This is a genomic window from Mitsuaria sp. RG (genome assembly GCF_028369275.1).
Classification (GTDB): domain Bacteria; phylum Pseudomonadota; class Gammaproteobacteria; order Pseudomonadales; family Pseudomonadaceae; genus Aquipseudomonas; species Aquipseudomonas peradeniyensis.
The window spans coordinates 13341-36389 of record NZ_JAQMYQ010000045.1 but is presented as its reverse complement, the minus strand read 5'-3'; the positions used below and the strand labels follow the sequence as shown (position 1 = coordinate 36389).

Genomic DNA, 23049 nt, shown 5'->3' with positions numbered 1-23049 from the left:
GTTCCCACACCTTGTCGTGGGAGCGGGCTTGCCCCGCGATAGGGCCCGCCCAGACACCATCCTAGTCGGCTACAGGTTGCAGTTGCGCGTCACGCACCAATCTTTCCAACCCCGCCAGGTCAGGCACCCGCGCCACCTGTTCGCCCACCTGCACCGCCGCAAGCTCCAGCCCTGCCAACGGCACATCGACATAATTCAGCTGGCTGTCGAGCTTGCACGAGCGCGGAATCCCCTGCAGCAGCAGCGCCAGGTAGCGCAGCCCGGTATCCCCCAGGGCGTTGAGCACCACCACCCGCGCCCGCTCCCCGCAGGAAGTCTGCCCGCCACACGCGGCCTCGAAGCCGATCAGTGGCAACCGCTGTTGGCGCCAGTTCACCCAGCCCAGGTGCCAGGCCGGCTCCCCCGGTTCGCAGGCGATGACACGGTGACCGATCAGCTCGGCCACCGCCACGTTGGGCAACACCAGGGTGCGGTCGCCCAGGGGCAGCAGCAACCCGGTCAGGCTGCTGCGCTGGCCGGCAATATGCTCAAGCATGGGGCTTGCTCCAGTGGGCGATGCTCTGCAGCAGCACCGATTCCTGATACGGCTTGCCGAGGTATTCATTGACGCCGATGGCCATGGCCCGGTCGCGGTGCTTCTGGCCGGTACGCGAGGTGATCATGATGATCGGCAGCTGGCTCAGGCGTTCATCGCGGCGGATCCGCGTGGCCACTTCGAAGCCATCCATGCGCGGCATCTCGATATCCAGCAACAGCACATCCGGACGGTGCTCCTCGAGCAGCGCCATGGCATCGACGCCGTCCTTGGCCGTCAGCACGCTCATGCCGTGACGCTCGAGCAGGCGGCTGGTGACCTTGCGCACGGTCACCGAGTCGTCCACCACCATCACCAGCAATGGCCGCCGGGGCACCGGGCCAGTCAGCCCATGCGCCCCCTCGGCCACGCCCGGCAGGCGCGCCAGGCGCCGTTGCTGGCCGCGCAACTGGCCGAGCAGGTCGAGAATCAGCACCACCCGCCCGTCCCCCAGCAGGGTGGCGCCAGACAGCCCCGGCACCGCGGCGAACTGCGGGCCGAGGCTCTTGACCACGATCTCGCGGCTGGGCGACAGGCTGTCCACATGGATGGCGAACGACTGCTCGTGTGAATGGGTGAGCAGCACCGGCAGCGGCACGCTCTGCCCCAGCAGCCCGGGCTGGCCGCCGCCCTGCAACAGGTCGCCGAGGTAGCGCAGCGCGTAATCGTGGCCGGCATAGCTGTAGCGTGGCGGGTCGAGCCGGTAACAGGCCTCCAGCTCCGCCGGCGGCACGCGCACGATGCCCTCGATGGTGTTCAGCGGGATGGCGTACTGCTCGTCCTCCACGTGCACCATCAGCGCCCGGTTCACCGACACGGTGAACGGCAGGCGGATCAGGAAACGCGCGCCCTTGCCGGGGCTGGACTCGATGCTCATCGAGCCGCCCAGTTGCTTGACCTCTTCATGGACCACGTCCATGCCCAGGCCGCGCCCGGAGATCTGGGTGATCTTCTCGGCCGTGGAGAAACCGGGGCGCAGGATGAACTGCAGGATCTCGTGGTCGCTCAGGCGCGCCTGCGGATCGAGCAGACCACGCTTGATCGCCTTGTTGCGCACCGCCTCCAGCGGTACCCCGGCGCCGTCGTCGCTCATCTCGATGACGATGTCGGCACCTTCGTGCAGCAGGTTCAGGTGGATGGTGCCCTGCTCCGGTTTGCCGGCCGCAAGGCGCGCCTCGCGAGCTTCCAGGCCATGGTCGACGGCATTGCGCAGCATGTGCTCCAGGGGCGCAACCATACGTTCGAGCACGCTGCGGTCGAGCTCGCCCTCGGCGTTGCCGACCACCAGTTCGACCTGCTTGCCCAGCTCGCTGGCCACCTGCCGTACCACCCGCTGCAAACGGGGCACCAGACGCTCGAAGGGCACCATCAGGGTGGCGGTCAGGCCCTCCTGCAACTGGCTGTTGACCCGCGCCTGCTGCTGCAGGAGGCTGTAGGCTTCCTGGGCCCTCTGCAGCAGGGTTTCCTTGAGGTCGAGCAAGTCCGAGGTGGACTCGAACAGCGCCCGCGACAATTGCTGCAGCTGGGAATGGCGGTCCATCTCCAGGGGGTCGAAATCGTCATAGGCGTCACCCTCCAACTGGTGACGGCTGGAAATCCGCCCCTGGGTCTCGATGTCCAGGCGCAGCAGCTGATCGCGCATGCGCTCCAGCGTGGTCTCCATCTCGTTGAGGGCGAACTGCGCATCGTTGACCTGCTGCTCGATGCGCCCGCGGATCACCGAATGCTCACCGGCCAGGTTGCCCAGGTCGTCGAGCAGCTCGGCATCAACCTTGACCATGTCGCCCGCCCGCTCGGGAGCGACAGCCGTGGCCTCGGCGGGAGCTGGTTCGGCCTGGGGCTGGCCGGCCACGCTGTCGGTCAGCGCGGCGCTGGAGAAGTTGCGGATGTAGTCGATCAGCGCCGTGGCCGTATGCAGCGGCTCGCCCAGGCGCGCTGCGTCGAGCATGTGCGCCAGGCGGTCATGACAGTTCTGCAGCAGGCTGAACAAGGCCGGCGTCGACGGCAGGCGTCCGGCGGCCAGCAGTTCGTAGAGGAATTCAAGTTCGTGGGCGAGGTCGCCGATGGCGGTGATCTCGACCATGCGCGCGCCGCCCTTGAGCGTGTGCAGGTCGCGCAGCAGGTTCTCCACCTCGACCGTGTTGCGCGGATCGGCCTGCCAGCGCGCCAGGGACTCGGCCGCGCTCTCGAGAATATCGGAGCTCTCTTCGAGGAAGACCTCCAGCAGTTCCTTGTCGCTCTCGGTTTCTTCGTTGTCGTCCTGCGGCTCGGAGGTGACGGGAGGCGGGGCGCTGTGGCGGAACTCACGCAATTCGCCCAGCAACGCCACCGCCGACAGCGGTGCCTGGCCCTCGCGCAGGCTGCGCAGCATTTCGGCCAGGGCGTCATGGCTGCGCCGGAGCAGCTCGAACAGTGCCGGGCTGGCACCCAGCCGGCGGTCCACCAAGCCTTCGTAGAGCAGCGCCAGCTCCTGGGCCAGCACCTCGACGGCGCCGATCGCCGCCATCTGTGCCCCGCCCTTGAGGGTGAGCACATCGTGCTGCAGCGCCGACAGCGGCGACAGGCTGTCCGGATCGGCCTTCCATTGCCGCAAGGCCTGGTCGGCACCGTCAAGGATATCCCCGGCCTCTTCGAGGAACAGCTCGACCAGCGCCGGGTCCGGCAACTCGCCTGGAGCCGTAAGCACCGTGACGCCGTTCGCCCCGACCAAACCCAATGCTGCAGGGTCGAGGGCATCATCGAGCAGGCCATGCAGGGCCGCCAGGCATTCGGGCCGGGGATTCGGGTCCTGGCCGGCGGCTATCTCGTCGAACAGGTCGAGCAGCGCCTCATGGGCTTGCCGGGCAACGGCGAAGAAGCGCGGCGTGACGGCCAGGCTGCCCTCCTCCACCGCACCGTACAGGTCGAGCAGCCCTTCGCAGACCTCATCCACCTGCCACAGCTCGGCCTGGTGCGCGCCGTGACCGAGGGTGGTCATCTCCTCGAGCAGCAGGTGCAACTCATGGTGTTGCGTGGGATCGCCCTGCCAGTTGGCGAGCCGCGCCTCGGCATCGAGCAGGATATCCATGCCCATGGTCAGGAAGGTGGCCGTCAGCTGCGGATCGCGCCGGAGCCGGCGCGGCGGATGCGGCTCGGCCTGGAGTTGGGCCAACCGGGCGTCAACCGTCTGCCCGACCTGTTCGATCAGCCCGGCGGCCCCGGGGATCGGCGCCAGCGGCGTGCTGCCCAGCTGGGCTAGGCCCAGGTGCAACAGCGAGCGAGCCGCCTCCAGCAGTTCGATCTCGGCCACTTGCAGGGGCAACTGGTGCCCCTTGTATTCACGCACCAGGCGGTCGAGGGCGGTGGCCAGCTCCGCCACCGGCATCACGCCGGCCATGGCAGCGCTGCCCTTGAGGGTGTGCAGGGCGCGTTGCAGGCTGTCGTTGACCGCGATGCCCTGGCCGTCGGCCGTCTGCAGGAACCCATCGAGCCCGGCCAAATGGCCCTGGGCCTCGTTGCGGAAGATCTCAAGCAAGTGCGGATCGAGGCCATCGATACTGGCGCTGACCGGCGTGTCGTTGAGCGCCAGCGCATGCAGGTGCCCGGCCAGCTGCTCGATCTCGGCCGTGGGCGGCAACTGGCTGGCGGCGAAATCAGCAAGCAGGTCGGGCAGGCGCACGAACACCTGCTGGAGGGCCACCAGGCCTTCGGCGCTGAGCACGATGCGCCCTTCCAGCACCCGATTGAGCAGGTGCTCGGCGCCCCAGGCCAGCTCGGCCACGGCTTCGGCATGGACCATCCGCCCGCTGCCCTTGAGCGTGTGCAGTGCCCGGCGCACCTCGATCAACGCCTCGCGCAGGCCGTTGTCGGCTCGCCAGCGCAGCCATTGGCGCTCGATTTCCGGGAGCAGCTCGCCAGCCTCTTCGAGGAACACCTCGCGCAACTCATCGTCGATACCATCCAGCGCCTGCTCACCGCCCGCGACTGACGTGTCGCGCACGCACTGCACGCCCAGCGCGGACAAGCTGGCGTGGGCCATGTCGATGAAGCACTGGGCGTCGGCCAGCGGATCGGCCACCCGCCATTGCAGCCAGGCCTCGCCGGCACTCAGGGCATCGGCCAGGTGCGCCAGTTCGTCCGCTTGCGGCTCATCCTCCAGGTGCACCAGCCAGCCTTGCACATAGCCCGCGCAACCGGCGAACACCTCGGCGGCGGCTGGCAGCATCAGCATCGCCAGCGCCCCGCGCACCTGTTGCAGCAACCCGGGCAGGGCTTGCAGACGCTGGCGTGACCAGTCGGACTCCAGGCAATCGCCGATCAGGTCCTTGGACTGTTGCAGCACGTTGAGCGATTCGTTGAGCACCAGCTGGCGGATTTCGGCCAGGTCCGAGCCGGGCAGGCTGCCGGGGCTGATTTCCTCCAGCGGACCAACCATGCCGTTGAGGGTGGCCTCGACATACAGCAGTGCCCCGGCGACATCCATAAGCACAGCCTCGTCCACGCCGCCGTCTTTTTCGACCAGTGCCTGCAACGCCAGCACCTGGTCGATTATCACCCGCCGCGGCTGCTGGAAGCCAAGCACCGCCAGGGTATCGGCCACGTGCCGCAAGGGCGGCAGCAGCGACTCCAGTGACTCGCTGGGCGAACGCTCGCCGCCGACGAAGGGGTCGAGGCGATCCTTGATGCGCATCAGGTCGTCGCACAGGGCCATCACTACCGAGCGCAATGCATCGCGCCCGGCGCCGGCCTGCATGTGCTCACGCCAACTGCCCAGCGACAGGTCGAGGTTGGCCAGGTCCGCCGCGCCGGCCAGCCGCTGCCCCAGGTCACCCAGCAGGCTGCCCTGGGCCAGGGGTTCGGCGCCTCGGCAGACCCGCAGCTGGTTGAGCAGCGGCATCACCACCAACGGCAGGTCGTGGCGCGCGCCGCGCAGGCGGTCCAGGTACGGCGGCAATTGCTCGAGCCCGCGGAACAGCGCGCCCAGGCAATCGCCACGCGGGCTCACCTGGCCGTCGGCCATGGCCCGCCCGAGCAGTTCCAGCTCCTCGGCCAGGCGCATCGCGCCCGGCAGCGCGAGCATATGCAGACAGCCGTGGACCTGGTGCAGGTTGTCGACGAAGAACGCCAGCATCGACAGGTCGCCCGGCTCCGCCGAGAAGCGCTCCAGGGCCTGACGCGCCTGACCCAGGCAATCGAGGATCGGCGCCTTGGTCCAGGCCAGGGCCACCGTGTCGTGACGCTCGCCGGGCGCGTTCAGGTTCGCCTCGTTCACGAGCGCTCCACCGGTTTGGGCAAGGTGAAGCCGGACACCGAGCGGCGCATCTCGCTGGCCATGCGCGCCAAATGGCGGATGCTGTCGGCGGTGGCGCCGGAGCCGGCGGAGGTCTGCGCAGTGATTTGCTGGATCACCGCCATGGTGTGGGAAATTTGCCCCGCCGAGGAGGTCTGTAACTGGGCGGCGTCGGAGATACTGTGGATAAGTTCAGCCATGGTCTGCGAAACGCCCTCGATTTCCGCCAGGGCCACCCCGGCATCCTGCGCCAGGCGCGCGCCACGCACCACTTCGGCGGTGGTCTGTTCCATGGAAATCACCGCCTCGTTGGTGTCGACCTGGATGGTCCGCACCAGCGCCTCGATCTGCCGGGTCGCCGAGGAGGATCGCTCGGCCAGGCGCTGCACCTCGTCGGCGACCACGGCGAAGCCGCGACCGGCCTCGCCGGCCAGCGAAGCCTGGATCGCCGCGTTGAGGGCGAGGATGTTGGTCTGCTCGGCAATGTCGTCGATCAGGCTGACGATGTCGCCGATCTCCTGGGAGGACTCGCCCAGTCGCTTGATCCGCTTGGCGGTGTCCTGGATCTGCTCGCGGATGTTGTCCATGCCGTGGATGGTGTTGTGCACCACCTCGTTGCCCTTGTTGGCGATGGCCACCGAGCGCTCGGCCACCTTGGCTGACTCATAGGCGTGGGCCGAGACCCGGTCGATCGACTCGACCATGTCGCCCACCGCCTCGGAGGCCTCGCTGATCTGCTCGGCCTGGTGCTCGGAGGCCTTGGCCAACTGGCGGGCGGTGTTCTGGGTGTCCTGCACGGCGGCGGCGACCTGCTCGGCGCTGTGGTTGATGGTGGCGACCAGGTCGCGCAGTTGGTCGACCGAGTAGTTGATCGAGTCGGCGATGGCGCCGGTGAAGTCCTCGGTGACCGACACCGTGACGGTCAGGTCGCCGTCGGCCAGCTCCTCGATCTCGTCGAGCAGGCGCATGATCGCCTGCTGGTTGCGTTCGTTCTTCTCGGCGGTCTCGCGCAGCTGGCGGTGAGTGGCGCGCACCATCACCAGGCCGATGAGGATGATCGAGGCCAGCGCCAGCAGGCCGAGCACGTAGCCGCCGACGGTGTCCAGGGTGCGCCCACCGGCCAGGTTCTCGAAGCCGTTGGCCAGGTGCGAGGCCTCGTCGAGCAGGGTCTGCGACAGGCTGAAGATATTGCCGGCGGCCTCGCGCACCCGGAACAGTTCGGGTGAGGTTTCAAGGATCTCGTCCACCGAACCCGAGACAAACTGGAACAATTCGGCAATCTCGGCCAGCCGTGCCCGGGCATCGGCGTCCTCGACCCGGGTGACCTGGATCGCCGGATTGCCGGCGAGCATGCCTTCGAGCACCTGGCCGAAGCGGCTGGCGTCGCGACCGAAGGCGTCGGCGGCCTGCACCGAGGTCTCGTCGCCGGCAAGCACGGTATTGACCGAACCAAGTATGCGTTCGGCCAGCAGCAGCTGACGCTGGGCCACTGCCACCTGATTGGCCGGCGCGCCGCTCTGCAGCAGGATCTCCACCACCTTCTCGTACTCGACCTGCAATTGCGGCACGGTCTCGGCCAGGGTGGCCGCGACCTGGTGCAGCGACAGCACGGTCTGTTCGCTGGCGAGGATGGTGTCGGTGTTCTTGCGCAGGTTCTCCCAGTCCTGGCGCACCGCGTCCATCTCGTCGCGCACCGTCACCGGCGCGGGGGGCAGGCCGGTGGTCTTGTCGCCCTCGCGCAGGTAGCTCCAGCGCCGCTCGAAGTCGTTGCGCGCATCGCTGAGCAGCTTGAACGCCAGTGCCTTGCCCGCCGCCGCCTCGGTGGCGTTCTTGGCAATGCGCTGGGACAGCACGCGCAGCTCGCCGGCATGGCCGATGTACTGTTTGTCGTGGTTGGCCTGGGTGTTGAGGTAGGCGAAGTTGGCGAACAGCAGGACGATCGACAGGATCAGCACCACGAACAGCACGGTGATCTGCGCGGTGCTGCGCGGGCGCTGAGCCACGGCGGCTGGCAAAACGCCGGCGGTGGCAACGGAAGGTCCTGGCTTGTTCACGTCGAAAATCCTCTACAACGCCACATCGAGAAAACCCGGGGCCTGGGCCAGGGCGAACGGGCTGAAGATCGCCCAATTGCGTTCACGGGGGAAATGGCCCTGCACGAAGGGTGCGGCCGCGCGAATCAATGGCTGCGGCGGCGACAGCTCGAGGCTGCTCAGGGCGAAGTGCTGCAGACCCACCACCTCGTCCACCAGCAGTCCGGCGAACAACTCCTCGTGATCGAGCACCAGCACCCGCCGTTGCTTGCCCGCCGCCGCCGGGCCAAGGCCGAAAAACGCGCACAGGTCCATCACCGGCAACAGTCGCCCACGCAGGTTGGCCACCCCGCGGACCCAGGGCTGCACGCCCGGCACCCGGCTGCTGCGGGGCTCGCGCAGCACCTCGGCGACCTCGCCCATGGGCGCGACGAACCATTGCCCAGCGATGCGAAAGCCGATGCCACTCCACTGCTGCAGGCGGATGTCCTGCGGTGGCTGGTCGGCCACCAGCAGACGGCAGCGCCGGTCGATGTCCAGCAACAGCTCGAAGGCGGTCAGCGACGCGCCCTGGGGGCGGGTGGTCAAGCGCCGAGTACTTCTTGCAGCTTGGCGATCAGGGCGTCTTCTTCCACCGGTTTGGTGAGGAAGTCCCGGGCGCCCTGGCGGGTGGCCCAGATACGGTCAGTTTCCTGATCTTTGGTGGTCACCACCACCACGGGGATGGCGCTGGTTTCCGGGTCCTTGCTCAGCTGGCGGGTGGCCTGAAAACCGTTCATGCCAGGCATGACGATATCCATCAGCACTGCGTCGGGCTTCTCCTGGCGAGCCAGGGCCACGCCGTCGGCACCGTTGCTGGCCTTGAGCACCTGGTGGCCGTGTTTTTCGAGCCATTCGGTCAATCGATACATCTCTGTCGGCGAATCATCGACAATCAGAATTCGGGCCATGCTGTTTCCCCATCAGGAAATAGAGACGCCGTCCGGTGAAGGCGGCGTCAGGGTGCGTTTGGGTCCTGCGCGGCGAAACCGGGCACGCTGGCACGGATCGCGTCGAGCAGTTCTTCCTTGCTGAACGGTTTGGTCAGGAACTGGTCGGAGCCGACCACCCGGCCGCGGGCCTTGTCGAACAGGCCATCGCGGGAAGAGAGCAGGATCACCGGGGTGTCCTTGAAGGCGTTGTTGTGCTTGATGATGGCGCAGGTCTGGTAACCGTCCAGGCGCGGCATCAGCACATCGACGAAGATGATCCGGGGCTTGTGGTCGACGATCTTGGCCAGGGCGTCGAAGCCGTCACTGGCGGTGATCACCTCGCAGCCGGCCTCGCCGAGCAACATCTGCGCGGTGCGGCGGATCGTGCGGGAGTCGTCGATCACCATCACCTTCAGGGGTTGTTCCATAGTCGCACTACCATCGCTGCCGGGGCCGAAATCCTGGGGCCGCTTCGCGCCCCATCGCGACACAAGGCCGCTCCCACCTGTCCATGCGTTGCGCTGAGCAGCCATCCGACGCCGAACCCTGTGGGAGCGGCCTTGTGTCGCGATGGGCTGCGCAGCAGCCCCAGCTCTTGGAGGTACGGCCAGGCTGGAGGCCAACACAGACCACTTGTCCGGCCTTTTTAGCACACTCCCGGAGGCCATTCCATCCGCCCGCCCCTTGACCGTGGGCGCGCCCGGCGCCACCCTGAGCCACTTTTCTTTCGTGCCATCGCGGCCACCGGCCGCCAAGAGGAACTACCCCATGAGCGTTCGCCTCGGGATTGTCATGGACCCCATCGCGTCCATCTCCTACAAAAAGGACAGCTCGCTGGCCATGCTGCTGGCTGCCCAGGCCCGCGGCTGGAGCCTGTTCTACATGGAACAGCGCGATCTGTACCAGGCCCAGGGCAAGGCCCGCGCGCGGATGCGTCCGCTCAAGGTGTTCGCCGACCCGGCCCGCTGGTTCGAGCTGGACGAGGAGCAGGACAGCCCCCTGGCCGAGCTGGACGTGATCCTGATGCGCAAGGACCCGCCCTTCGACATGGAGTTCGTCTACAGCACCTACCTGCTGGAACAGGCCGAGGCCGAAGGCGTCCTGGTGGTCAACCGCCCGCAGAGCCTGCGTGACTGCAACGAGAAACTGTTCGCCACGCTGTTCCCGCAGTGCACGCCGCCGACCCTGGTCAGCCGCCGCCCGGACATCATCCGCGCCTTCGCCGCCGAGCATGGCGATGTGATCCTCAAGCCGCTCGACGGCATGGGCGGCACCTCGATCTTCCGCCACCGGGCCGGCGACCCCAACCTGTCGGTGATCCTCGAGACCCTGACCGCGCTCGGCGCCCAGCAGATCATGGCCCAGGCCTACCTGCCGGCGATCAAGGACGGCGACAAGCGCATCCTGATGATCGACGGCGAGCCGGTGGACTACTGCCTGGCGCGCATCCCGGCCAGCGGCGAGACCCGCGGCAACCTGGCCGCCGGCGGACGCGGCGAAGCCCGGCCGTTGAGCGAGCGCGACCGCTGGATCGCCGCCCAGGTCGGCCCGACCCTGCGCGAAAAGGGCCTGCTGTTCGTCGGCCTGGACGTGATCGGCGACTACCTCACCGAAATCAACGTCACCAGCCCGACCTGCATTCGCGAGATCGACGCGGCCTACAACACCGATATCGGCGGCCGCTTGATGGACGCCATTGATCGCCAGTTGCAGGCGCGCTGACCGCCGACACGTGGCAAACCCGCGGAGTGGGGTATGATGCCGGTCCTTTTCGCTGACCTGCGCCCTGTTTCGCGGTTGCTGGATACCTGATGACGCTGCCCGCCGACATCCCCGCCGACCTGCTGCCACCCCGCGTTCGCCCGGTGGACCGGCTCGGCTTCACCCTGTTCCTGGCTGCCCTGGTGCACCTGGCGCTGATCCTGGGCGTGGGTTTCACCGTGGTCAAACCGGCTGATATCCGTCACACCATGGACATCACCCTGGCCACCTTCAAGAGCGAAAAAGCGCCCGAGAAGGCCGACTTCCAGGCCCAGGACAACCAGCAGGGCAGCGGCACCCTGGATAAAAAGGCGGTGCCCAAGACCACCGAGGTCGCGCCGTTCCAGGACAGCAAGATCAACAAGATCACCCCGCCACCGGCCGCGAAACCGGAAACCCCGCCCGCACCGGCGAAGTCCGTGGTCGCCACCCAGGCGCCGAAAACCCAGAAGGTCGAGCCCAAGCCGAAGGAAAGCAAGCCGCAGCCCAAACCCGAAGCCAAGGTGCCGGACTTCGACAGCTCGCAGCTGTCGAGCCAGATCGCCAGCCTCGAGGCCGAGCTGTCCCATGAACAGCAACTGTATGCCAAGCGCCCGCGCATCCATCGCCTGAACGCCGCCTCAACCCTGCGCGACAAGGGCGCCTGGTACAAGGAAGAGTGGCGCAAGAAGGTCGAGCGCATCGGCAACCTCAACTACCCCGAGGAAGCCCGACGCCAGCAGATGTATGGCAGTCTGCGAATGATGGTATCGATCAACCGCGATGGCTCGCTGTACGAAGTGCTGGTGCTGGAGTCCTCGGGCCAGCCGGTGCTGGACCAGGCGGCCCAGCGCATCGTGCGCCTGGCGGCGCCGTTCGCGCCGTTCACCGGCGACCTGGCGGAATTCGACCGCCTGGAGATCATCCGCACCTGGCGCTTTGCCCGCGGGGACAAGCTGTCGAGCAACTAACGGCAAGGCTTGCTTGGCCCCTGTAGGAGCGGCCTTGTACCGCGAAAGGGCTGCACAGCAGCCCCGGCGATTCTGCACGAGGCCAAGATCCTTGGGGCCGCTACGCAGCCCTTTCGCGGCACAAGGCCGCTCCTACAAGGGGCACCGACAGCCACTCGCGCACCTTGCCAGCCCCGCCACCTGGCGCCACACTAGCGGACATGAAGACCCTCGCCCCCAGCTACCTCAAGCACCAGTTCCTGATCGCCATGCCGCACATGGCCGATCCGAACTTTGCCCAGACCCTCACCTACATCGTCGAGCACAATGCCCACGGCGCCATGGGCCTGGTGGTCAACCGCCCGCAGGAGCTGAACCTGGCCGACATCCTCGAGCAGTTGCGCCCGAACGACGAGCCGCCCGCCAGCACCCTGCACATTCCGATCTACCAGGGCGGCCCGGTGCAGACCGACCGCGGTTTCGTGCTGCACAGCAACGACCGCAACTACCAGGCCACGGTCGAGCTGGAGGGTCTGTCGCTGTCCACCTCCCAGGACGTGCTGTTCGCCATCGCCGCCGGCGACGGCCCGCGCAAGAGCCTGATCACCCTGGGCTACGCGGGCTGGGAAGCCGGCCAGCTGGAGGCGGAGCTGGCCGATAACGCCTGGCTCAACTGCCCCTTCGACCCCGAGATCATCTTCGGCCTGGCCAGCGACCAGCGCCTGGGCGCCGCCGCCGCGAGCCTGGGGATCAACCTCAGCTTGCTGACCAGCCAGGCGGGCCACGCCTGATGGCCGAACTGCGTCTGCTGCTGGGCTTCGACTACGGCACCCGGCAGATCGGCGTCGCCGTCGGCCAGGTGATCACCGGCCAGGCCCGCGAACTGTGCACGCTCAAGGCGCAGAACGGCGTGCCGGACTGGAACCAGGTCGAGAAGCTGATCAAGGAATGGAAACCCGACGCCATCGTCGTCGGCCTGCCGCTGAACATGGACGGCACGCCCAGCGAGATGAGCGAGCGCGCCGAGAAGTTTGCCCGGCGCCTGCACGGTCGCTACAACCTGCCGGTGCACACCCACGACGAACGCCTGACCACCTTCGAGGCCAAGGGCGAGCAGATGGCCCGAAGCGGGCGCCATGGCAGCTACCGCGACAACCCGGTCGACGCCATCGCCGCCGCCCTGCTGCTGCAAGGCTGGCTGGAGGCCAACACTTAAATCCGCTTTGCCGCCGGCTGGAGCCGGCGCCCGCCTTCCGAGGAGCACGCAATGAGCCTACCCAATCCCGCCGACCTGATCCGGCAGATGGCCGTCGACCTTCGCGCCCACCTGGCCCGCCGCGGCATCAGCGAGCCGCGCTTCATCGGCATCCGCACCGGCGGCGTGTGGGTGGCCCAGGCCCTGCAGGCCGAGCTGGGCGACCAAGGCCCGCTGGGCACCCTGGATGTGTCCTTCTACCGCGACGACTTTAGCCAAAACGGCCTGCACCCGCAGGTGCGCCCGTCCGAGCTGCCGTTCGAGATCGAAGGCCAGCATCTGGTGCTGGTGGACGACGTGCTGATGAGCGGGCGCACCATTCGCGCCGCCCTTAACGAACTGTTCGACTATGGCCGCCCGGCCAGCGTGACCTTGGCCTGTCTGCTCGACCTGGATGCCGGCGAATTGCCGATCCGCCCGAATGTACTCGGCGCCACCCTGTCCCTGGCGGCCCATGAACGGGTAAAATTGACCGGACCCACGCCGCTCGCCCTCGAGCGCCAGGACCTCGCTCCCGCTTCCGCCCTTTAAGAGTCCCCCGCGATGACGCCATTCGACGCCAAGCGCCCGCTGCAGCTCAATGACCAGGGCCAGCTGCGCCACTTCCTCTCGCTCGACGGTTTGCCCCGCGAACTGCTCACCGAGATCCTCGACACCGCCGACTCCTTCCTCGAAGTCGGCGCCCGGGCCGTGAAGAAAGTCCCGTTGCTGCGCGGCAAGACCGTGTGCAACGTGTTCTTCGAGAACTCCACCCGTACCCGCACCACCTTCGAACTGGCCGCCCAGCGCCTGTCGGCCGACGTGATCAGCCTGAACGTGTCGACCTCCTCGACCAGCAAGGGCGAGACCCTGTTCGACACCCTGCGCAACCTGGAGGCCATGGCCGCCGACATGTTCGTCGTGCGCCACTCCGACTCCGGCGCCGCCCACTTCATCGCCGAGCATGTGTGCCCGGACGTAGCCGTGATCAACGGCGGTGACGGCCGCCACGCCCACCCCACCCAGGGCATGCTCGACATGCTCACCATTCGTCGGCACAAGGGTGGTTTCGAAAACCTCTCCGTGGCCATCGTCGGCGACATCCTGCACTCGCGGGTGGCCCGCTCGGACATGCTCGCGCTCAAGGCACTGGGCTGCCCGGACATCCGCGTGATCGGTCCGAAGACGCTGATCCCGATCGGTATCGAGCAGTACGGGGTGAAGGTCTACACCGACCTCGCCGAAGGCCTCAAGGACGTCGACGTGGTGATCATGCTGCGCCTGCAGCGCGAGCGCATGGCCGGTGGCCTGCTGCCCAGCGAGGGCGAGTTCTACCGCCTGTTCGGCCTGACCACCGCGCGCCTGGCCGGTGCCAAGCCGGATGCCATCGTCATGCACCCGGGCCCGATCAACCGCGGCGTGGAGATCGAATCGGCAGTGGCCGACGGCCAGCACTCGGTGATCCTCAACCAGGTCACCTACGGCATCGCCGTGCGCATGGCCGTGCTGTCCATGGCCATGAGCGGGCAGAACGCGCAACGTCAATTCGACCAGGAGAACGCCCAGTGACCATCAGCATTATCGGCGCCCGGGTCATTGATCCTGCCAGCGGCCTGGACCGCATCACCGACCTGCACCTGGACGGCGGCCGTATTGCCGCCATCGGCGCGGCGCCGGCCGGCTTCAGCGCCAGCCGCACGATCCAGGCCGACGGCCTGGTGGCCGCCCCGGGCCTGGTCGACCTCGGTGTTTCCCTGCGCGAGCCGGGCTACAGCCGCAAGGGCAACATCGCCAGCGAAACCCGTGCCGCCGTGGCCGGCGGTGTCACCAGCCTGTGCTGCCCGCCGCAGACCAAGCCGGTGCTGGACACTTCGGCGGTCGCCGAACTGATCCTCGACCGCGCCCGCGAAGCCGCCAACAGCAAGGTCTACCCGATCGGCGCCCTGACCAAGGGCCTGGAAGGCGAGCAACTGGCCGAACTGGTGGCCCTGCGCGACACCGGTTGCGTGGCCTTCGGCAACGGCCTCAAGGAAATCCCCAACAACCGCACCCTGGCCCGTGCCCTGGAGTACGCGGCGACCTTCGACCTGACCGTGGTGTTCCACTCCCAGGACCGCGACCTGTCGCAAGGCGGCCTGGCCCACGAAGGCCCGATGGCCAGCTTCCTCGGCCTGCCGGGCATCCCGGAAACCGCCGAAACCGTGGCCCTGGCCCGCAACCTGCTGCTGGTCGAGCAGACCGGCGTACGCGCCCACTTCACCCAGATCACCAGCGCCCGCGGCGCCCGGCTGATCGCCCAGGCCCAGGCGCTGGGGCTGCCGGTCACCGCCGACGTGGCGCTGTACCAGCTGATCCTCACCGACGAGGCGCTGCGCGACTTCTCAAGCCTCTACCACGTGCAGCCGCCGCTGCGCACCGCCGCCGACCGCGACGGCCTGCGCGAGGCGGTGAAGTCCGGGGTGATCCAGGCGATCTCCAGCCATCACCAGCCCCACGAGCGCGACGCCAAGCTGGCGCCGTTCGGTGCCACCGAGCCGGGGATCAGCAGCGTCGAGCTGTTGCTGCCGCTGGCCATGACCCTGGTCGAGGACGGCCTGCTCGACCTGCCTACCCTGCTGGCACGCCTGAGCAGCGGCCCGGCGGCGGCCATGCGCCTGCCGGCCGGCGAACTGAGGGTGGGCGGCGCGGCGGACCTGGTGCTGTTCGATCCAAAAGCGTCCACGGTTGCTGGCGAGCAGTGGTTCTCTCGCGGCGCCAACTGCCCGTTCATCGGCCACTGCCTGCCGGGCGCGGTGCGTTATACCTTGGTCGACGGGCACGTCTGCCACGAGGCCTGACCACGGTTTACTCGCCCTCCTGTAGGAGCGGCCTTGTGCCGCGAAAGGGTCGCGCAGCGACCCCGGGATTTCGGGCCACACAGAAATTGCCGGGGCCGCTCTGCGGCCCTTTCGCGGCGCAAGGCCGCTCCTACACCGACCGGGCTCGACCTGAAGCCAGGAGCAACCATTCATCCAATGTGGTTGAAATCCTTCCCCCCTCCCCCCATATGAGTCTGCATCAGGCATTTTCGCCCCGCTGCGTGGAGACTCTCCCTTGACTACCATCGTTTCTGTCCGCCGTAACGGCAAAGTCGTCATGGGCGGCGACGGCCAGGTTTCCCTCGGCAACACCGTGATGAAAGGCAACGCCAAGAAGGTCCGTCGCCTGTACAACGGCCAGGTCATCGCCGGCTTCGCCGGTGCCACCGCCGATGCCTTCACCCTGTTCGAGCGCTTCGAAGCCCAGCTGCAGAAACACTCCGGCCACCTGGTGCGTGCCGCCGTCGAGCTGGCCAAGGAATGGCGCACCGACCGCTCGCTCAGCCGTCTGGAAGCCATGCTGGCCGTGGCCAACAAGGACGCCTCCCTGATCATCACCGGCAACGGTGACGTGGTCGAGCCCGAGGACGGCCTGATCGCCATGGGCTCCGGTGGCGGCTACGCCCAGGCCGCGGCCCGCGCGCTGCTGAACAAGACCGACCTGTCGGCCCGTGAAATCACCGAGGCCGCCCTGAACATCGCCGGCGACATCTGCGTGTTCACCAACCACAACCTGACCATCGAGGAGCAGGACCTGGCCGAGTGAATCAGTTGTTTTGGCGTCCCGCTCGCAGCGGGACTTTTCCACACTGATCACTCTGCTCGAGGACCACATTCATCATGTCCATGACCCCCCGCGAAATCGTTCACGAACTCAACCGCCACATCATCGGCCAGGACGACGCCAAGCGCGCCGTCGCCATTGCCCTGCGCAACCGCTGGCGGCGCATGCAGCTCCCCGCCGAGCTGCGTGCCGAAGTGACCCCCAAGAACATCCTGATGATCGGCCCCACCGGCGTCGGCAAGACCGAGATCGCCCGCCGCCTGGCCAAGCTGGCCAACGCGCCGTTCATCAAGGTCGAAGCGACCAAGTTCACCGAAGTGGGCTACGTTGGCCGTGATGTCGAGTCGATCATCCGCGATCTGGCCGACGCCGCCCTGAAGATGCTCCGCGAGCAGGAAATCGTCCGCGTGCGCCACCGCGCCGAGGACGCCGCCGAAGATCGCATTCTCGACGCCCTGTTGCCGCAGGCGCGGGTCAGCAGCTTCAGCGAGGAAGCCCAGCAGTCCAGCAGCGACTCCAACACTCGCCAGCTGTTCCGCAAGCGTCTGCGCGAAGGCCAGCTGGACGACAAGGAAATCGAGATCGAAGTCGCCGAGAACATGGGCGTCGAGATCGCCGCGCCGCCCGGCATGGAAGAGATGACCAACCAGCTGCAGAGCCTGTTCGCCAACATGGGCAAGGGCAAGCGCAAGAGCCGCAAGTTGAAGGTCAAGGATGCCCTGAAGATGGTCCGCGACGAGGAAGCCGGCCGCCTGGTCAACGAGGAAGAGCTCAAGGCCAAGGCCCTGGAAGCGGTCGAACAGCACGGCATCGTGTTCATCGACGAGATCGACAAGGTGGCCAAGCGTGGCAACGTCGGCGGCGCCGATGTCTCCCGTGAAGGCGTGCAGCGCGACCTGCTGCCGCTGATCGAGGGCTGCACCGTCAACACCAAGCTGGGCATGGTCAAGACCGACCACATCCTGTTCATCGCCTCCGGCGCCTTCCACCTGAGCAAGCCGAGCGACCTGGTGCCCGAACTGCAGGGCCGCCTGCCGATCCGTGTCGAGCTCAAGGCGCTGACCCCGGAAGACTTCGAGCGCATCCTCAAGGAGCCGCACGCCTCGCTGACCGAACAGTACAGCGCCCTGCTCAAGACCGAGGGCCTGAACATCGAGTTCGCCGCCGACGGCATCAAGCGCCTGGCCGAGATCGCCTACCAGGTCAACGAAAAGACCGAGAACATCGGTGCCCGCCGCCTGCACACCCTGCTCGAGCGCCTGCTTGAAGAGGTGTCGTTCAGCGCCGGCGACCTGGCCAGCACGCATGACGAGACGCCGATCCACATCGACGCCGCCTACGTGAACAGCCACCTGGGCGAGCTGGCGCAGAACGAAGACCTGTCGCGTTACATCCTGTAAGACCGCATGGGGCCGCTGCGCGGCCCATTCGCGGCACGAGGCCGCTCCTACAGGGGGGGACTGCATTCTCCTTGTAGGAGCGGCCTTGTGCCGCGAAAGGGCTGCAAAGCAGCCCCCTTGCACAATCTCCTGAATCTCCCGAAGCTTGCACCATCAGCTCACCAGAGATTCCACCCATGGCCCGCCTCCCCACCGCCATCAACCTGCACAAAGCCTCCAAGACCCTCACCCTCACCTACGCCCCCGGCGAGGTCTACCAGCTGCCCGCCGAATTCCTGCGCGTGCACTCCCCCTCCGCCGAGGTCCAGGGTCACGGCAATCCCATCCTGCAGTTCGGCAAGATCAACGTCGGCCTCAGCGGCCTGGAACCGGCCGGTCAATATGCACTGAAACTGAGCTTCGACGACGGCCATGACTCCGGATTGTTCACCTGGGAGTACCTCGAGCAGCTGTGCCTGCGCCAGGAGCAGCTGTGGAGCGAATACCTCGACGAATTGCACAAGGCCGGCAAATCCCGCGACCCGTCCGAATCGGTAGTGAAATTGATGCTCTAGCTCAAGGCTCGCAAGCTTTAGAGCGCATTTTCTAATCTCATCTGCTTGAATGCCTTGATGACTGCCAAAGATTGGCTGTCTTGCGCATTACACGAAAGTCGGGTAACCAATGGAGCTGGCAAGTTCCCTGCATTGCCTTGATGGCAGGCAGGGCCAGGCCGGTATGTAGAGGTCGCGAGCGAAAGCAGGTTGTCTTCACACGCAGAAACCCACGCAGCTCATCATCGGCACGCATCCGGTCGCAGCACCGCTGTTCCTTATCACTGGTCACCCGAGTAGCAGTACCGGGCTGTCACAGCACGCCGGTACTCGTCTCAGGACAACGGAGCGTCGTAGATGAGTAACAAGAACAACGATGAGTTGCAGCGGCAGGCCTCGGAAAACACCCTGGGGCTGAACCCGGTCATCGGCATTCGCCGCAAGGATCTGCTGACATCGGCGCGCACAGTGTTGCGCCAGGCGGTACGCCAGCCCCTGCACAGCGCCAAGCACGTGGCGCATTTCGGCCTGGAGCTGAAGAACGTGCTGCTGGGCAAGTCGGCCCTGCAGCCCGAAGGCGACGACCGTCGCTTCGCCGACCCGGCATGGAGCAAGAACCCCCTGTACCGCCGCTACCTGCAGACCTACCTGGCCTGGCGCAAGGAGCTCAACGACTGGATCGGCGAAAGCGACCTGTCGCCCCAGGACATCAGCCGCGGGCAGTTCGTCATCAACCTGGTGACCGAGGCCATGGCCCCCACCAACACCCTCTCCAATCCCGCCGCGGTCAAGCGCTTCTTCGAGACCGGCGGCAAGAGCCTGCTCGACGGGTTGTCCAACCTGGCCAAGGACATCGTCAACAACGGCGGCATGCCCAGCCAGGTGAACATGGAGGCCTTCGAGGTCGGCAAGAACCTCGGCACCAGCGAAGGCTCGGTGGTGTACCGCAACGATGTGCTGGAGCTGATCCAGTACAGCCCCATCACCGAACAGGTGCACAGCCGTCCGCTGCTGGTGGTGCCGCCACAGATCAACAAGTTCTATGTGTTCGACCTGAGCCCGGAAAAGAGCCTGGCGCGCTTCTGCCTGCGCTCCCAGCAGCAGACCTTCATCGTCAGCTGGCGCAATCCGACCAAGGCCCAGCGCGAGTGGGGCCTGTCGACCTACATCGACGCGCTCAAGGAGGCGGTCGACGCGGTGCTGTCGATCACCGGCAGCAAGGACCTGAACATGCTCGGCGCCTGCTCCGGCGGCATCACCTGCACCGCGCTGGTGGGCCACTACGCCGCCCTCGGCGAGAAGAAGGTCAACGCCCTCACCCTGCTGGTGAGCGTGCTCGACACCACCGTCGACACCCAGGTCGCGCTTTTCGTCGACGAGCAGACCCTGGAAGCAGCCAAGCGCCACTCCTACCAGGCCGGGGTGCTCGAAGGCAGCGACATGGCCAAGGTGTTCGCCTGGATGCGCCCCAACGACCTGATCTGGAACTACTGGGTCAACAACTACCTGCTCGGCAACGAGCCGCCGGTGTTCGACATCCTGTTCTGGAACAACGACACCACCCGCCTACCGGCCGCCTTCCACGGCGACCTGATCGAAATGTTCAAGAACAACCCGCTGACCCGCTCCGACGCCCTCGAGGTATGCGGCACCGCCATCGACCTGAAGAAGGTCGACTGCGACATCTACAGCGTCGCCGGCACCGCCGACCACATCACCCCATGGCAGTCGTGCTACCGCTCGGCGCACCTGTTCGGCGGCAAGATCGAGTTCGTGTTGTCCAACAGCGGCCATATCCAGAGCATCCTCAACCCGCCCGGCAACCCCAAGGCGCGCTTCATGACCGGCGAGGACCGCCCGGACGACCCGGTGGCCTGGCAGGACAACGCCATCAAGCATGCCGACTCCTGGTGGCTGCACTGGCAGGCCTGGCTGGGCGAGCGCGCCGGCGAACTCAAGAAGGCGCCTACAAAGCTGGGTAACCGCACCTATACCGCAGGCGAGGCCGCACCGGGAACATACGTGCACGAGCGTTGAACCGAACCGCCGCGATGGGCTTGTCGGCGCATCGCGGCGCTACCTTCACCACAGAGTCACGCGCATGCCGCAACCGTACATTTTCAGGACCGTCGAACTGGACGATCAGTCCATCCGCACCGCGGTCCGGCCGGGCAAGCCACACCTGACACCGTTGTTGATCTTCAATGGCATCGGCGCCAACCTCGAGCTGGTGTTCCCGTTCATCGAGGCGCTGGACCCGGACCTGGAGGTCATCGCCTTCGACGTGCCCGGGGTCGGCGGCTCGTCGACGCCCCGCCACCCCTACCGCTTTCCCGGTCTGGCCAAGCTGACCGCGCGCATGCTCGACTACCTGGACTACGGCCAGGTCAATGTCATCGGCGTGTCCTGGGGCGGCGCCCTGGCCCAGCAGTTCGCCCACGACTACCCCGAGCGCTGCAAGAAGCTGGTGCTGGCCGCCACCGCCGCCGGCGCGGTGATGGTGCCGGGCAAGCCCAAGGTGCTGTGGATGATGGCCAGCCCACGGCGCTACGTGCAGCCCTCCCATGTGATCCGCATCGCCCCGCTGATCTATGGCGGCGGCTTCCGGCGCGACCCGGACCTGGCCATGCAGCATGCCTCGAAGGTCCGCTCGGGCGGCAAGCTGGGCTACTACTGGCAGCTGTTCGCCGGGCTCGGCTGGACCAGCATCCACTGGCTGCACAAGATCCACCAGCCCACCCTGGTGCTGGCCGGCGACGACGATCCGTTGATCCCCCTGATCAACATGCGCCTGCTGGCCTGGCGAATTCCCAATGCCCAGCTACACATAATCGACGACGGCCACCTGTTCCTGATTACCCGGGCCGAGGCCGTCGCGCCGATCATCATGAAATTCCTCGAGCAGGAACGCCAACGCGCGGTCATGCACCCCCGGCCCGCTGCGCGCACCTGATCCCGCTCCCATGGCCCCAGGAAAGCTGTCGTGGGAGCGGGCTTGCCCCGCGATCGGCCCGATTGCTAAACGATGGAGTGTTGGCATGAAAGACAAACCGGTGCCCGTCACCAGCATGAACGTGCAGAACGCCATCACCGGCCTGCGCGGTCGCGACCTGATCTCGACACTGCGCCAGGTCGGCAGGATCAGCCTGCGCAACCCGCTGCACACCGCCCATCACCTGCTGAGCCTCGGCGGCCAGCTGGGCCGCGTGCTGATCGGCGACAGTGCCTATCAGCCCCACCCCCGCGACACGCGCTTCAGCGACCCGACCTGGAGCCAGAACCCGTTGTACCGCCGCGGCCTGCAGGCCTACCTGGCCTGGCAGAAGCAGACCCGCCTGTGGATCGAGGAAAGCAGCCTGGCCGACGATGATCGCGCCCGGGCGCAATTCCTGTTCAACCTGGTCAGCGACGCCTTCGCCCCGAGCAACTCGCTGCTCAACCCGCTGGCGGTCAAGGAGCTGTTCAACACCGGCGGCCTGAGCCTGCTGCGCGGGGCCAGCCACCTGCTCGACGACCTGCGCCACAACGACGGCCTGCCGCGCCAGGTGGACGAACGCGCCTTCGAAGTCGGCGGCAACCTCGCCGCCAGCCCTGGTGCTGTGGTGTTTCGCAACGAGCTGCTGGAGCTGATCCAGTACAAGCCCATGAGCGAGAAACAGTACGCCCGGCCGCTGCTGGTCATACCGCCGCAGATCAACAAGTTCTACATCTTCGACCTGAGCCCGACCAACAGCTTCGTCCAGTACATGCTCAAGCAGGGCCTGCAGGTGTTCATGGTCAGCTGGCGCAACCCCGATCCGCGTCACCGCGAGTGGGGCCTGTCCAGTTACGTACAGGCCGTGGAGGAAGCGCTCAACGCCTGTCGCAGCATCAGCGGCAACCGCGATCCCAACCTGATGGGTGCCTGTGCCGGCGGCCTGACCATGGCCGCGTTGCAGGGCCACCTGCAGGCCAAGAAGCAGCTGCGCAAGGTGCGTAGCGCCACCTACCTGGTGAGCCTGCTCGACAGCCAGTTCGACAGCCCCGCCAGCCTGTTCGCCGACGAGCAGACCATCGAGGCGGCCAAGCGCCGCTCGTACCAGCGCGGCGTGCTAGATGGCGGCGAAGTGGCGCGCATCTTCGCCTGGATGCGCCCCAACGACCTGATCTGGAACTACTGGGTCAACAACTACCTGATGGGCAAGACCCCGCCGGCGTTCGACATCCTCTACTGGAACGCCGACAACACCCGCCTGCCCGCCGCCCTGCACGGCGACCTGCTGGACTTCTTCAAGCTCAACCCGCTGACCTTCCCCGAAGGGCTGGAGGTGTGCGGCACGCCGATCGACCTCAAGCAGGTCGGGCTGGACAGCTTCACCGTGGCCGGCAGCAACGACCACATCACCCCGTGGGACGCGGTCTACCGCTCGGCCCTGCTGCTCGGCGGCGATCGGCGTTTCATCCTGGCCAACAGCGGCCATATCCAGAGCATCATCAACCCGCCCGGCAACCCCAAGGCCTACTACCTGGAAAACCCCAAGCTCTCCAGCGACCCGCGGGCCTGGTTCCACGATGCCCAACGCCGCGACGGCAGCTGGTGGCCGCTGTGGCTGGAATGGATCAGCGAGCGCTCCGGCACGCTGAAGGCGCCCCGCGAGGAACTGGGCAACGCCACCTACCCAGCGCTGGGCCCCGCGCCGGGCAGCTACGTATTGGCGCGCTGA

The 23049-nt window shown here is 66.9% G+C and carries 19 protein-coding genes; 13 read left to right on the top strand and 6 right to left on the bottom strand.

Going from position 1 to position 23049, the window contains the following annotated elements:
- Positions 1-61: 61 nt before the first annotated feature.
- The 6 genes from POF53_RS21055 to pilG are packed head-to-tail and all read right to left on the bottom strand — an operon-like array spanning position 62 to position 9275.
- Positions 62-535, bottom strand: a complete 474-nt coding sequence (locus POF53_RS21055) for a chemotaxis protein CheW (RefSeq protein WP_234561929.1) — start codon at positions 533-535, stop codon at positions 62-64.
- Positions 528-5825: an Hpt domain-containing protein gene (locus POF53_RS21050; RefSeq protein WP_254464072.1), complete on the bottom strand. Its 5298-nt coding sequence runs from the start codon at positions 5823-5825 to the stop codon at positions 528-530. Before POF53_RS21050 ends, POF53_RS21055 begins: the two co-directional genes overlap by 8 nt.
- Complete coding sequence (locus POF53_RS21045) at positions 5822-7897, bottom strand: methyl-accepting chemotaxis protein (RefSeq protein ID WP_498969262.1); 2076 nt, start codon at positions 7895-7897, stop codon at positions 5822-5824. The genes POF53_RS21050 and POF53_RS21045 overlap by 4 nt, the downstream gene beginning before the upstream one ends.
- A 12-nt stretch (positions 7898-7909) precedes the next feature.
- On the bottom strand, positions 7910-8464 hold the full coding sequence (locus POF53_RS21040) for a chemotaxis protein CheW (protein WP_232856275.1): 555 nt from the start codon (positions 8462-8464) through the stop codon (positions 7910-7912).
- Positions 8461-8826, bottom strand: a complete 366-nt coding sequence (pilH, locus tag POF53_RS21035) for a response regulator (protein ID WP_203648308.1) — start codon at positions 8824-8826, stop codon at positions 8461-8463. Before pilH ends, POF53_RS21040 begins: the two co-directional genes overlap by 4 nt.
- A gap of 47 nt (positions 8827-8873) precedes the next feature.
- Positions 8874-9275 (bottom strand): twitching motility response regulator PilG, encoded by a 402-nt coding sequence (gene pilG / locus POF53_RS21030; protein WP_110734729.1) that lies wholly within the window; start codon positions 9273-9275, stop codon positions 8874-8876.
- Positions 9276-9615: 340 nt separating this feature from the next.
- Between pilG and gshB the strand changes: the two genes are divergently transcribed.
- From gshB to phaC (POF53_RS20965), 13 genes are all read left to right on the top strand, one after another.
- The gene (gene gshB / locus POF53_RS21025; RefSeq protein ID WP_050707244.1) at positions 9616-10569 is read left to right on the top strand and encodes a glutathione synthase; all 954 of its coding nucleotides are present in this window, start codon (positions 9616-9618) and stop codon (positions 10567-10569) included.
- A gap of 89 nt (positions 10570-10658) precedes the next feature.
- Positions 10659-11558, top strand: a complete 900-nt coding sequence (locus POF53_RS21020; RefSeq protein WP_203648312.1) for an energy transducer TonB — start codon at positions 10659-10661, stop codon at positions 11556-11558.
- Between the two features lie 200 nt (positions 11559-11758).
- On the top strand, positions 11759-12328 hold the full coding sequence (locus POF53_RS21015; protein WP_203648314.1) for a YqgE/AlgH family protein: 570 nt from the start codon (positions 11759-11761) through the stop codon (positions 12326-12328).
- Entirely contained in the window at positions 12328-12753 is a 426-nt protein-coding gene (gene ruvX / locus POF53_RS21010) for a Holliday junction resolvase RuvX (RefSeq protein WP_110734721.1), read from the top strand. Before POF53_RS21015 ends, ruvX begins: the two co-directional genes overlap by 1 nt.
- A gap of 51 nt (positions 12754-12804) precedes the next feature.
- Entirely contained in the window at positions 12805-13323 is a 519-nt protein-coding gene (gene pyrR / locus POF53_RS21005; protein ID WP_050707247.1) for a bifunctional pyr operon transcriptional regulator/uracil phosphoribosyltransferase PyrR, read from the top strand.
- A 12-nt stretch (positions 13324-13335) separates the two neighbouring features.
- Positions 13336-14340 (top strand): aspartate carbamoyltransferase catalytic subunit, encoded by a 1005-nt coding sequence (locus POF53_RS21000; RefSeq protein ID WP_050707248.1) that lies wholly within the window; start codon positions 13336-13338, stop codon positions 14338-14340.
- Complete coding sequence (locus POF53_RS20995; protein ID WP_232856273.1) at positions 14337-15608, top strand: dihydroorotase; 1272 nt, start codon at positions 14337-14339, stop codon at positions 15606-15608. Before POF53_RS21000 ends, POF53_RS20995 begins: the two co-directional genes overlap by 4 nt.
- A 256-nt stretch (positions 15609-15864) precedes the next feature.
- Positions 15865-16395: an ATP-dependent protease subunit HslV gene (gene hslV / locus POF53_RS20990; RefSeq protein ID WP_011536056.1), complete on the top strand. Its 531-nt coding sequence runs from the start codon at positions 15865-15867 to the stop codon at positions 16393-16395.
- Positions 16396-16466: 71 nt separating this feature from the next.
- Positions 16467-17813, top strand: coding sequence for an ATP-dependent protease ATPase subunit HslU (gene hslU / locus POF53_RS20985; RefSeq protein WP_498969270.1), 1347 nt, complete (start codon positions 16467-16469; stop codon positions 17811-17813).
- 176 nt (positions 17814-17989) lie between these two features.
- Positions 17990-18367, top strand: coding sequence for a gamma-butyrobetaine hydroxylase family protein (locus POF53_RS20980; protein ID WP_254464070.1), 378 nt, complete (start codon positions 17990-17992; stop codon positions 18365-18367).
- 336 nt (positions 18368-18703) lie between these two features.
- On the top strand, positions 18704-20383 hold the full coding sequence (phaC, locus tag POF53_RS20975; RefSeq protein ID WP_234561939.1) for a class II poly(R)-hydroxyalkanoic acid synthase: 1680 nt from the start codon (positions 18704-18706) through the stop codon (positions 20381-20383).
- Positions 20384-20447: 64 nt separating this feature from the next.
- Entirely contained in the window at positions 20448-21299 is an 852-nt protein-coding gene (gene phaZ, locus POF53_RS20970) for a poly(3-hydroxyalkanoate) depolymerase (protein ID WP_203648324.1), read from the top strand.
- Positions 21300-21384: 85 nt separating this feature from the next.
- Positions 21385-23049: a class II poly(R)-hydroxyalkanoic acid synthase gene (phaC, locus tag POF53_RS20965; protein WP_498969254.1), complete on the top strand. Its 1665-nt coding sequence runs from the start codon at positions 21385-21387 to the stop codon at positions 23047-23049.